At 59.9% G+C, this 11,998-nt stretch carries 12 protein-coding genes; 7 read left to right on the top strand and 5 right to left on the bottom strand.

Annotated elements, in window-relative coordinates:
- The first annotated feature begins 101 nt into the window (after positions 1-101).
- Positions 102-482: a RidA family protein gene (locus BLW50_RS19425; RefSeq protein ID WP_090705578.1), complete on the top strand. Its 381-nt coding sequence runs from the start codon at positions 102-104 to the stop codon at positions 480-482.
- A gap of 196 nt (positions 483-678) precedes the next feature.
- On the opposite strand, the gene BLW50_RS19420 is transcribed toward BLW50_RS19425, so the two are convergent.
- The 3 genes from BLW50_RS19420 to BLW50_RS19410 form a co-directional block, all read right to left on the bottom strand.
- Complete coding sequence (locus tag BLW50_RS19420; protein ID WP_090705575.1) at positions 679-2,178, bottom strand: tripartite tricarboxylate transporter permease; 1,500 nt, start codon at positions 2,176-2,178, stop codon at positions 679-681.
- 2 nt (positions 2,179-2,180) lie between these two features.
- Entirely contained in the window at positions 2,181-2,633 is a 453-nt protein-coding gene (locus BLW50_RS19415; RefSeq protein ID WP_090705573.1) for a tripartite tricarboxylate transporter TctB family protein, read from the bottom strand.
- A gap of 123 nt (positions 2,634-2,756) precedes the next feature.
- Positions 2,757-3,305, bottom strand: a complete 549-nt coding sequence (locus BLW50_RS19410; protein ID WP_090705570.1) for a MarR family winged helix-turn-helix transcriptional regulator — start codon at positions 3,303-3,305, stop codon at positions 2,757-2,759.
- 168 nt (positions 3,306-3,473) lie between these two features.
- Between BLW50_RS19410 and BLW50_RS19405 the strand changes: the two genes are divergently transcribed.
- Positions 3,474-4,520 (top strand): ABC transporter substrate-binding protein, encoded by a 1,047-nt coding sequence (locus BLW50_RS19405; protein ID WP_090705568.1) that lies wholly within the window; start codon positions 3,474-3,476, stop codon positions 4,518-4,520.
- A 35-nt stretch (positions 4,521-4,555) separates the two neighbouring features.
- Here the strand turns inward: BLW50_RS19405 and BLW50_RS19400 are convergent, their stop codons facing one another.
- A complete protein-coding gene (locus BLW50_RS19400; RefSeq protein ID WP_090709384.1) occupies positions 4,556-5,233 on the bottom strand; it encodes a cysteine hydrolase family protein in 678 nt (225 codons plus the stop codon).
- A 187-nt stretch (positions 5,234-5,420) separates the two neighbouring features.
- On the opposite strand from BLW50_RS19400, the gene BLW50_RS19395 reads away from it, so the two are divergent.
- From BLW50_RS19395 to BLW50_RS19375, 5 genes are all read left to right on the top strand, one after another.
- Positions 5,421-6,380 carry a Bug family tripartite tricarboxylate transporter substrate binding protein gene (locus tag BLW50_RS19395; protein WP_244544318.1) on the top strand — a complete coding sequence of 320 codons (960 nt, stop codon included), beginning with the start codon at positions 5,421-5,423 and terminating at the stop codon, positions 6,378-6,380.
- A gap of 232 nt (positions 6,381-6,612) precedes the next feature.
- Positions 6,613-7,536, top strand: a complete 924-nt coding sequence (locus tag BLW50_RS19390; RefSeq protein WP_090705562.1) for an ABC transporter ATP-binding protein — start codon at positions 6,613-6,615, stop codon at positions 7,534-7,536.
- Positions 7,536-8,297, top strand: a complete 762-nt coding sequence (locus BLW50_RS19385) for an ABC transporter permease (RefSeq protein ID WP_090705560.1) — start codon at positions 7,536-7,538, stop codon at positions 8,295-8,297. The genes BLW50_RS19390 and BLW50_RS19385 overlap by 1 nt, the downstream gene beginning before the upstream one ends.
- Before the next feature lie 175 nt (positions 8,298-8,472).
- Complete coding sequence (locus BLW50_RS19380) at positions 8,473-9,996, top strand: FAD-binding oxidoreductase (protein ID WP_090705558.1); 1,524 nt, start codon at positions 8,473-8,475, stop codon at positions 9,994-9,996.
- Between the two features lie 20 nt (positions 9,997-10,016).
- Complete coding sequence (locus tag BLW50_RS19375; RefSeq protein ID WP_170850252.1) at positions 10,017-10,985, top strand: Bug family tripartite tricarboxylate transporter substrate binding protein; 969 nt, start codon at positions 10,017-10,019, stop codon at positions 10,983-10,985.
- Here the strand turns inward: BLW50_RS19375 and BLW50_RS19370 are convergent.
- Positions 10,972-11,934: a helix-turn-helix domain-containing protein gene (locus tag BLW50_RS19370; protein ID WP_090705554.1), complete on the bottom strand. Its 963-nt coding sequence runs from the start codon at positions 11,932-11,934 to the stop codon at positions 10,972-10,974. The two genes, BLW50_RS19375 and BLW50_RS19370, sit on opposite strands and share 14 nt — an antisense overlap.
- Positions 11,935-11,998 lie beyond the last annotated feature (64 nt).

The raw sequence follows: 11,998 nt of genomic DNA, 5'->3' as shown, positions 1-11,998 counted from the left end.
GGTACAAGCGGGGTGGTGTGGCGATAGGCTGGCCGCTCTCAGATCGGGCAAATGCCTCAAGGAACCCCCAAGGACGCCTCAAGGATCGCCAAGGACAAATCATGGCAAAACGGCAGAGCATTTATGCGGACGGTTTCGCTCACCGCAACCCTATTCCCGCCGCCTGTCGGATGGGAAACCTGATGATGAGCGGCATTATCAATGGCATGGACCATACGAAATCCGAGCCCGGCACCTTGGAAGAGCAGAGCGCCCTCATGTTCGCGCGCATCCCCGGGGTGATGAAGGCGGCCGGCGGCGACATCGGCAATATCGTCAAGCTCAATATCGGCGTCCACGATATATCGCAGCGCGCGGTGCTGAACAGCCTCTGGACGGAGATGTTTCCCGATCCGGCGAACCGGCCCGTGCGCCAGACGACCCAGGAGGTCATGGACGGCGGCAAGCTCGTGCAATGCGATATCGTCGCCTGGATTGATTGAGTCCTGGGTGTCATACCGGACGCGCCGAGCGCGATCCGGTATCCAGGGCCAAGGCTTCAAAGCTTGATCAGCGTTAAGATCACGCCGCAATCCACCACACGCTCTGGGCAAGATCACCTGCCGACAAACAAAAACCCCGGTGCCGATGGCGCCGGGGTTTCTTTTGGATCAAGCGGCTGCTTGTTTCAGCTGCTTGCTATTCTTGGAACGCGTCCTCGCGGGTCTTGCGGAACGAGGGCAGCACGATCATCAGCACCAACGCCGCCGACATCAACAGCAGCACCAGCGAGATCGGCCGTTCGACGAAAATGCTCGGGTTGCCGAAGGACAGCACCATCGAGCGGCGCAGGTTTTCTTCCATCAACGGCCCGAGCACGAAGCCGAGCAGGAAGGGCGCGCATTCGCAGCCGAGCTTGTTGAACGTGTAACCGAGCAGAGCGATGCCCGCCATCATGATGACCAGGAACGTACTGGAACTGATGCCATAGGCGCCGACACAGCACAGGATCAAGATGCAGGGGAACAGCAGGCGGTAAGGAACTTTCAGCAGCGCGACCCACAAGCCGATCAGCGGCAGGTTGATGATCACCAGCATCAGATTGCCGATCCACATCGAGGCGATCATGCCCCAGAACAGGTTCGGTTTCTCCGTCAGCAGGGCGGTGCCCGGCGCGATGCCTTGGATCATCATCGCGCCGACCATGACAGCCATCACGGGCGTCGAGGGAATGCCAAGCGTCAGCAGCGGAATGAACGAGGTCTGGGCGCCGGCGTTATTGGCCGATTCCGGACCGGCGACGCCTTCCACCGCGCCCTTGCCGAACATGGCGCGCGACTTCGAGACTTTCTTCTCCAGCGTATAGCTGGCGAAGGAGGCGAGCACCGCGCCGCCACCCGGCAGAATGCCAAGGATGGAGCCGATGATGGTGCCGCGCAGCGCTGCCGGCATCGCTAGTTTCGCTTCCTCGCGCGTTGGCCAGAGACTGTCGATCTTCTGAGTCTGGCTGCGGTCTTCCACCCGCTTCTCCAGATTGCTCATCATCTCCGCGAAGCCGAACAGGCCCATGGCCAGCGGCACGAAGTCGATGCCGTCATAGAGTTCGGACACGCCGAAGGTGTAGCGCGTCACGCCGGCTTGGGTATCGGTGCCGACAAGGCCAAAGAGTAGGCCGAGAATGACCATCGCCACGGCTTTGACAACCGAGCCGTGCGCGAGAACCACGGCGGCGACCAGGCCGAACAGCATCAGCGAGAAATATTCCGGCGATCGGAACTTTTCGGCGAAGCCTGCCAGCACCGGCGCGAAAGCCGCGATCACCAGCGTGCCGACGCAACCGGCGAAGAACGAGCCGAGCGCGGCAATGGTCAGAGCGGCGCCGGCGCGTCCACGTCGCGCCATCTGGTAGCCGTCGATACACGTTATGACGGATGAGGTTTCACCAGGCAGGTTCACCAGAATGGCCGTCGTCGAGCCACCATATTGCGCGCCGTAATAGATGCCGGCGAGCATGATCAGCGACGACAGTGGATCGAGGCCGAAGGTGATCGGCAACAGCATGGCGATTGTCGCGATCGGGCCGATGCCGGGCAGAACGCCGATCAGCGTGCCGAGCAAACAGCCGATCAGGCAGAACATAAGGTTCGCGGGCGTGACGGCAGCGCCGAAGCCAGTGGCGAGGTTGGCAAACATATCCATGCTTAGAAGCTCCAGGTCCATGCCGGCATGGCCTGGCCCAGCAATGTGATAAACAACAGAACGGAGAAAATGGCGGCGCCGATACCCAGTAAGACGGCCTCTTTCCAACGAATCTCAGTGCTGGCCATGGAGGCGACCAGGGTGACGATGAAGATCGTCGGCGCCAAACCGACTCGTTCGATCAGAAGGCCGAACAGCACGATGGCGAGCAGGATGAAGAATTGTGGCCGCAGCTTGCCGCGGGCAATGGCATCGCCGTCAACGGAGAGGCCACGGAGAAGGATGATGGCGCCAAGGGCGACCATGATCCAAGCCAGCACGGTCGGCAGAAAGCCCGGCCCCATGCGGGTCACCGTGCCGAACGCATAGCTCTGGCCTAGGATAAGCGCTAAGGCGCCGAAAGCGATGAAGAGAACGCCAGCCCAGAAATCCTGGGGGCTTTTCACGCGCAACATCAGTTTACTCCTAAGACGTGTTCCATCCACATTTATGCGGTCTCCCTACGCTGGAGCCGCCTTTTGCGCTAGATCAAATGTGATCTGAAGCGTTGTTACAAGTCTTGTCGCGACCTTTCGCGATCAGCTGGCCGCCCGCTCCGGCCGGTCTTGATCGAGTCCCTCGGTTTCGCCTTCTGTTTCGGAGGCTTCTGTTTCAGGCGGTATGGCAACTTCGGTCATCATCAGCGGGTCTGTATAGCCCAACGTGGGACGCAGGGTACGCAGCAATGTCGCCAACGTCTTGCGGAACTCTTCTTGCGCCGCCGGAGCCATCCATTCCAGCACATCGGCTTCCACTTGGGCAGAGATCACAGAGCATTGCTGCAAGATGTCGCGTCCCACGGGCGAAAGGCGCATCTTCAGGATGCGGCGATTGTCTTCGCTGACCGATCGTTCGATGAGGCCGCGCCGCAACATATTGGCGACGATCTGGTTCATCGTCTGTGGCGTGACAAAGAAGCGCCGCGCCAGTTCCGCCGAGGACAGGCCCGAATAGCGATCGAGCAGGCCGAGAATGGTGAATTGCAGGCCCGTGATGTTGAGACCGCGAAATTCGTTTTCAAGCCTCAGGCGCAGCGCCTGGCCGGCTTGATGCAGCAGGTAAATCGTGCTGGGAATTTGCTCTTGCACGGTTGGCTTGCTCCTTGACGCGGTCCCTCATCGTGAACTAAGGGACCCTTATATAAAACACTTTATATTAAACACCTACCAGACGTTCAAGACGAAGGGGACCGTATCTGTAAAAAGGTCGGCCCAACCGCAAAATAAGGCGCTTCGCGGCCCCAAGGGAGGAATAGGATGAGACGTGTTCTCGCCATGACTTTTGGCATGACTGTTGGCCTGTTGTCGCTCTGCGCGTCGGCGCTGGCGCAAACGCCGCAGCAAATGCCGTCGGATGCCGAATGGGCCAAGGTTGTGGCTGCTGCCAAGAAAGAGGGCAGTGTCGTCGTCTATTCCGGCTATGTGTCACCCAATACCCATAAGGCAATCGGCGATGCTTTCGAAAAAGCCTATGGGATCAAGGTCGAATATTTCATGGCCCGCGGCGGGGAGCTGCGCGAGCGCCTGCGCATCGAGCAATCGACGGGGCGTTTCCTGGCCGACGTATCGCACAATGCCCTGAGCCAGACCTGGGGCGCCAATCGGGTCGAGAACTCGATGGTACCGCACGGCGGCCTGCCCGACGCCAAGCGCCTGAAGCCCGAATTCGCGGCACGCGCCGACGATACGGTGATCCCGATCTTCACCATTAACTACGGCTTCCTGATCAACGCTGGCATGGTGAAGCCGGAAGACCAGCCTAAGGGCTGGCGCGATCTGCTCGATCCGAAATGGAAGGGTAAGATCCTGAGCGACGATCCGCGCGCCTCCGGCGGCGGTCGCGTCATGTTCCACATGACCTATGACAAGTGGGGCGCCGAATTCCACGAAAAGCTCGCGGCGCAGGAGCTTGTCTTCGTGCGCGACTATAACGAAGCGACCCGGCGCGTCGCCCGTGGCGAATATCCCATCTACATTCCGCTGATCCTCGGCGACTATGCCAAGATCAAGCCGCTGCCGGTGCGTTACGTGATCCCAGAGGAAGGCGTGACCTACGGTTCCTATGGCGTAGGGATCTTCCGCAACGCGCCGCATCCCAATGCGGCGCGCCTCTTGGCCAATTTCTATTTCTCAGACACGGCGCAGGCGGTCTATGCCCGCGACGGCCATGGCATCGTCATCTCCGACCTGAAGGAGAAGCTCGATCCGGAAGTGGAGAAATTGTCCGAGGCGAAACCGCTCGTGCCGGAAGATTTCTCCCGCATCCAAGAGATGTTCGATCGCGCCAAAGCGATCTACAAATAAGCCAATCTACAAATAAGGCGCTCTACAGATAGCCATCAAACACTGGCCGGCAGCACGTCGGCCAGCACTTCATCGGTGGTGCGCACGTCGCCGAAGCTCTGATAGAACGAGGTGAGGCCGACCATGTGGTCCTCGGGATAGCGTGCGCCATTGGCATCCGCCACCATGATGACCTTGTAGTCGAGCATCATCGCATCACGCGCCGCACTCTCGCAGCACATGTTGGTCGCCGTGCCGGTGACGATGAGGCTGTCGATCCCACGTTCACGTAATGTAGCGTGCAGGTTCGAGGCGCCTTCGACGAAGGGGCTGAAGCGGCTCTTGTAGGCGATGCTGTCTTCCGGCTTGATGTCGAGATCCCTGTGGAAATCGTGGCCCGCATGGCCGGGCGAGAGCTGGTCGCGGTGATTGGCGCCTTTCTCAGGGGTGAAAAAATAATCGTGATAGACCGGCCAATGGCTTGTGCCGGCCTCGCCCGCGGTCATGCCCACCCAGAACACCTGGCCGCCGATCGCGCGCAGGCGCTGCGCCATCCGGTTAATGTTGGGAATGATCCCCACGACGGAGGCAATTTCACCGACGTAGAAATTCTGCATATCGATGACGAGCAGAGCGGTTTTACGGGGATCGAAACGTTCATAGACGGCGAGCTTGCCGCGTTTGGCCATCACCCGGTCGATGACATACTGCGGAAATCCATAAGGGGTGCTCATAGCGCGCGTGCTCCAGACAAGCCGATGAAGGATCGACCGCGGCGATGCGGTCTGCATTCAGGCTTTTCATTATTTCCGTGATTGATACAATGACAGGAAAGCTGAGAAAAGCGGGCTTTATCGCCGCGGCGCTGAACGCTCGGCTGCAGAATGAGGGGGGAAAATGGAGGATCTTTCGAGGCGTCAGATGCTTGTCGGCGCGGGTAGCGCGGTGCTCGCGGTTTCCGGCGGCGTCACCGGGGCCAGGGCGCAGCAGTTTCCATCGCAGGATTTCAAAGTCGTCTGCGCTTTTCCGCCCGGTAGCGGTGCCGATGTGCTGGTGCGCTATTTCGCCGAAGAACTGCGCAAGAAATCTGGCCGCACGACGATCGTCGAAAACCGGGTCGGCGCGGCCGGCAATATCGCCGCTGAATATACCGTTCGCGCCAAGCCGGACGGCTATACGATGTTCATTCATGCCGGCAGTTCCACGGCAGCCAACTACCATCTGTTCAAGAAGCCATCGATCAATCCGGCCAAGGATCTGCAGGTGGCGGCGACTTTGAATCAGCAGCCCTTCATGGTCGTCGTCGCGGTCGACAGCCCTTACAAGACGTTGCGGGACTTGACGGCGGCGATGCTGCAGAAAGGCGACAAGGCGAGCTATGCCCAGTCCAACACCACCGGCAAGGTGATGGGCGAACTCTACAAGACCGCGACCGGCATCAAGGCGCTCGAGATTCCCTATCGCACCACCGCCGACAGCCTCAATGATTTCGCTAGCGGCGTCGTCGACTACGGCATGATGGATCCACAATCCTCGGTCGCCAATGCCTCGGCCGGCCGTTGGCGCATGCTGGCTGTCAGCACCGAGAAGCGGATGCAGGCGGTGCCCGATCTGCCGACCATGACCGAGGAGGGCGTGCCCGGTGTCGAATTGTTCGGCTGGTTCGCCACCATGGTGCCGGTGGCGACACCCCGGCCCGTGGTCGATCAGCTCAACACTTGGTTTAAGGAAATCGTCGCCACGCCCGAGACCAAGAAATTCCTCAACACCTATGGTGGCGATCCCTGGATCACCACGCCGGAGGAGGGCCAGGCGCAATTGGTCAAGGACCAGGCGGCCTGGGAGGGCTATGTGAAGTCCGCCAAGATCGAGCCGCAATAAGCGAGGGTCGCTCTTTCCGATTGGCAGGTGGGAACCAGCCAGTCGGAAAGCGGGCTTGATAACCCCGGGCCAGACGAATATCTCCAGCGTCCGACTTTCATAGGCGATAAGAACATTTGGCGTAATCCGCAGGGATTCGCCATTGGCCGGTCCCTGCTGTCAGATCCTGACATAAACCAAGCCGAAACAACGTTCTCTCGTGTCGATCGTCAAGGGATAGCAGGAGCCCTGAGTGGATAATATTGTTTCGATCACGGGTCTGGAAAAGACCTATAGCTCCGGCTTCCAAGCACTTAAATCCGTCGATCTGCAAATCCGCCGTGGCGAGATTTTTGCGTTGCTCGGACCCAATGGCGCCGGCAAGACGACCTTGATCGGCATTGTCTGCGGTCTCGTCCAGCCCACCGCAGGCGCGGTCTCCGTCGCGGGCCATGACGTGACCAGGGATTTTCGCGCGGCGCGCAGCCTTGTCGGCCTCGTGCCGCAGGAATTGTCGACCGACATGTTCGAGACCGTGTGGAACACCGTCTCCTTCAGTCGCGGCCTGTTCGGCAAGAAGGCCAATCCCGCCTATGTCGAGCAGGTGCTGCGCGAACTCTCCCTATGGGACAAGAAGGACAGCAAGATCGGCGCGCTCTCCGGCGGCATGAAGCGGCGCGTGCTGATCGCCAAAGCTTTGTCGCACGAACCGCAGATTCTGTTTCTCGATGAACCGACGGCCGGCGTCGATGTCGAATTGCGCCGCGACATGTGGGAAATGGTGCGCCGCCTGCGCGAATCCGGCGTGACCATCATTCTCACCACCCATTACATCGAAGAGGCCGAGGAAATGGCCGATCGGATCGGTGTCATCAACAAAGGTGAGATCATTCTGGTTGAGGAAAAGACCAGTCTTCTGACCAAGCTCGGCAAGTCGCAACTGCGGGTGCAACTCAAGAAGCCGCTCCCGGAACTGCCGGCCGGTCTCTCCGATCTGCCGATCGAACTGGGCGATGATGGCGCCACGCTGGTCTTTGCCTCCGAGAATGGCGGTGAGCACGCCGACGTCGCCGAATTGTTCCGCCGCCTTGCCGCGCTCGGGCTGGAGTTCGGCTCCATCGAGACGCGCCGCAGCACGCTCGAAGATATTTTCATTGATCTGGTGAGGGCCCGCTGATGAACGTCCAAGCGATCCGGGCGATCTACACCTTCGAACTGTCGCGCGCTTGGCGCACGTTGTTCCAGAGCATCGCTTCGCCGGTTCTCTCCACCTCGCTCTATTTCATCGTTTTCGGCTCGGCCATCGGCTCGCGGATGCAAACGGTCGATGGCGTCAGCTATGGCGCCTTTATCGTTCCGGGCCTGATCATGCTGACCTTGCTCAGCGAGAGTATTTCCAACGCTTCCTTCGGCATTTACATGCCGAAGTTCACCGGCACGATCTATGAAATATTGTCGGCGCCAGTGTCTTATGTCGAAATCGTCATCGGCTATGTCGGTGCTGCCGCGACCAAGTCGATGATCATCGGCCTGATCACTTTGGGGACGGCGCGGCTGTTCGTCCCCTTCGAGATCATGCATCCATTTCTGATGCTGGGCTTTTTGGTGCTGATCGCCGTGACTTTCAGCCTGTTCGGTTTCGTGCTCGGTCTGTGGGCTGACAGTTTCGAGAAGTTGCAGATCGTGCCGCTGATGGTGGTGACGCCGCTGACCTTCTTGGGTGGCACGTTCTATTCGATCGACATGCTGCCGCCGCTGTGGCGCACCGTCACTTTGTTCAATCCGGTGGTCTATCTGGTCAACGGCTTCCGCTGGACCTTCTACGGCGTCGCCGACGTCAATTTCGGCATCAGCGTCGGCATGACATTCCTGTTCATGCTGCTCTGCCTCATCATCGTCTGGTGGGTTTTTCGCACCGGCTACCGCTTGCGGTCCTGAAGCCTTCGCAGGTGGAATGTCGATGCGCGTGACCGTGCGGTTCGACAGCCGATGAGCCCCAAAGCGCACTGCATCGGAATTTGGCACTCCCAAACAAGGAAATTGGCGGGCTCGATCAAGCTCGGTGGTAAGTCCAGGTCCTAACGTGGGGCCGACATTCCACCGGGTCAAAAAAATGACAGCCTCCTCTCCGTTGAACGCCTTTCTCGATGTCTTGAAGCAATCGCTCGGCCCGGGCGCCATTTCCGCCGATTCTCAGGCCTGTCGCGAATACGGGCATCACACCCTGCCAGAGGCGGATCACATTCCCTCCGCCATCCTGTTTCCGTCTTCGACAACGGACGTCGAAACGATCGTGCGGCATGCGAATAGTTTTGGCGTGCCGCTCTTCCCCATCAGCATGGGGCGCAATCTGGGGCTCGGTTCGCGCGCGCCGATGCGATCCGGTCAGGTCGTGGTCGACCTCGGCCGCCGCATGAACCGTGTGATCGAGATTAACGAAGAGCTTGGTTATTGCGTGGTCGAGCCGGGTGTCACGTTCAACGCTCTGTACGAGGCGCTGCAAAGCCGCGGTTCGGCGCTGATGATGTCGCCGACCGCGGGGCCGCCGGATGGCAGCCTTCTGGGCAATGCGCTCGACAAGGGCGGCGGCAGCGGGCCGGCGGGCGATCACTTCGGCAATGTCTGCGGCATGGAGGTGGTTCTTGGAAACGGCGATACGATCCGCACCGGCGACGGCGGGCTCGATGTGCCTTCACATCCCAATTGGCATGTCACCAAATACAGCTTTGGACCGGCGCTGGACGGGCTTTTCACGCAGTCTAACTATGGCATCGTAACCCGTATCGGCATCTGGTTGAACCAAAAGCCTACCGCCATTCGGCCGTTCTTTTTTACGTTCCCAGACGACGATGATCTGCGGGAGATCATTGAACTGATCCGCGCGATGAAAAAGCGGACCCTCGTCCCGACGCTCATTCGTGCAACCAACGATCTTTATCTTTTGTCCTCCCAGGAGCGTCATCCGCGCTCCGGCCAATCAACGGTCCATCCGCTCTCGTTGGCGGAACGCCGTGCCTTGCAGCAACGTTACGGTGTCGGCTCCTGGACTGTTTCGGGAGCGCTCTACGGCGGCAGCGACGAAGCTCTCGCGCCGGGCATCAGCGCGCTCCGGGCGCATTTTGAAGCGTCCGGCAAGGCGCGCTACATTGCCTATGAAGAAGCGCAGGCCATGCCGCAGCTTCATGCGGCGATCAACTCGAATTCCGGCCGGCCGGCCGACGGCGAGCTGGGCATGCTCAAATGGCGACCGGGTGGCGGCGCGATCTGGCTTACGCCGGGGGCGCCGATGGACGGGCAGGTGGTCAACGAGTTCCAGCGACAATGCCGGGAGATCGCCGTCAGCAATGGGCTCGACTACATGGCCTCTTTTGTCTGCGGCCCACGTTTCGCGCGCAGTGTGCACGCCATCATCTATGATCGTGACAAGGCCGAGGAGGCCGAGCGCGCCGATCGTTGCTATCGCGCCATGTGCGAAGCGTTTCGCGGGCAGGGAATATTCGTCGGCCGGGCGCCCACGCAATACCAGGCGTTCCATCAGAGCCAGCGGACGCCGGAAGTCGTGAAAGCCTGCGCTGCGATCAAACGGGCGCTGGATCCGAATGGGATCATCGCGCCGGGGCGCTATGGCATCGAATGACCGGTTGGGGAGGGTTCGCTATGATCTTACGCCGCTTCGTCCTCGGGGTTTTTCTCTCTACTTTGGTTCATGTGCCGCCCCTTCACGCCCAGGACGTATTTCCGTCGCGTCCGGTCACGTTCATGGTCGGCTTCGCGCCCGGTGGCGGCAATGATGTTCTTGCCAGAATCCTGGCGGAACAATTGCAGATCGCCTTTGGCCAGAGCTTTATTGTCGAGAATAGGCCTGGGGCAAGCGGCATGGTCGCGGTGGGCGCCGTCAAGCGATCCAACCCCGACGGATATACATTGTTGATCGGGCCGAGCAGCGCCATGACCGTCAACCCGGTGATGTTGAAAGCGGTCAATTACAATCCCGTTGAAGATTTCATTCCCGTGGCGATGATTGGCCATTTTCCTCTGATCGTGGCCGCCAATCCATCCTTACCCGCCAACAGTTTGCGGGATCTGATCGGCTTGGCGAAGGCCGATCCGGGCAAGATCAATTACAGCTCGGCCGCCAGTTCGTTCCAGCTCGCGACGGAAATGTTTGCCCAGCGGGCAGGAATCAAACTGCAGAATGTTCCCTATCGTGGCAGCGCCCCGGCGGTGATGGCCGTCGTCGCCAATGACGTGTCATTGACCTTCGGCGATATCTCCGCCGTATTGCCGCAGATTCAAGGCGGCACTCTCAAGGCATTGGCCGTTACCACAGCGCGACGCATCCCCAGCTTGCCCGATGTTCCAACCGTGGCGGAGTCAGGCGTCCCTGATTTTGAGATCGTTCCGTGGTCGGCTTTGTTCGCACCCGTTGGTACGCCAAGCGCAGTCGTTAAGAAACTCGAACAGGAAACCGCGCGTATTCTCGCTACGCCAGACGTTCAAGCGAAGATCAGACTGCTGGGAATCGAACCCTCCACGATGCCGGCCGCGCAATTGCCCGAAAGGATACGCTCCGAGATCGCGCTCTTTCGCACGGTCGCAGAGACCGCGGGTCTCAAGCCCGAGTAGAGGCCTTCGATCGGAACCTTGCCCGGGTCTGGCTCGGTGCTTCGCCAAATTGAGCGCGGTAGGCGCGCGAGAAATGAGCGGAATCGTTCAGGCCGCTCTCCAATGCGATGGCGGTGAGGGATTGGTCCGCATCGCTTTCGATCTGCATGCGCGCGTGGCCCAGCCGCAGTTCCAGCAACAGCTGCGAAAAACTCAATCGCTCCTGTGCGAACAAGCGATAGAGCGATCGCACAGAAATGCCGAATGAACGGGCGATCGTCGCGGGATTGAGCCGCTCGTCCGAAAGCCGCGCCCGCATTTCCGTCTTGAGGTCCGCCAGGGTCACGCGACTTGAAGGGGCTGAGATCGTGCGATCGTCGAGCGACATGCGCAACAGGTGAACCAAAGCCTGCATCATCAGGCTGCTATCCTGGTCCGACCAATCGCAACTCATGTCGGTCAGGCGCAAAAGCGCATCGCGCGCCACCTGGGCCGCACCGCTGTCGCACTTGATAATGTGAGGCGTTGCATGGCGTGAGTTCACGTCCAGGCTGGGACCGAGAAGGCTGCGCGGCACCAGAACCAGTCGGCGTTCGATGAGGTCGGGAAAATGCAGATTGAACGGTTTGCCGCTATCGACCAGGGCGATCTGGCCCGGCATCAGACGCAGTTTCGCCTCGCCTTGTTCGATGAACGACAGGCCGCGAAGTTGCAGCCCGACCATGACATGGCCGTCGCCGTTCCCGGCTTGCGTCACCGTTCGATTGATCTGATGCGATTGCGACCGGAAGGAAACGAAACGGGTTGCGCCAATGGAGCGGCTGGACAGGCTGCCGTCGAAGTGATCCCTGGCGACAGGTTTCATCGAGGCGTCGATCACGCCTTTGACGACGACATCCGACCAGTATTCAACTTCGTTGCCGTTGGCTCTTGCGGTGTCCCAAGATTGCCAATTTGTCTTGCCGGTCATAAAGCAAGGCTAACACGTGGTTTTCTAAACGCCAATCATGCCGGCTAAGGCAGGATCGGCGTTT

Source organism: Beijerinckia sp. 28-YEA-48, from assembly GCF_900104955.1.
Lineage (GTDB): Bacteria > Pseudomonadota > Alphaproteobacteria > Rhizobiales > Beijerinckiaceae > Terripilifer.
Note: the sequence above shows the minus strand (reverse complement) of the source record. Positions and strands in the feature narration are given on the sequence as shown.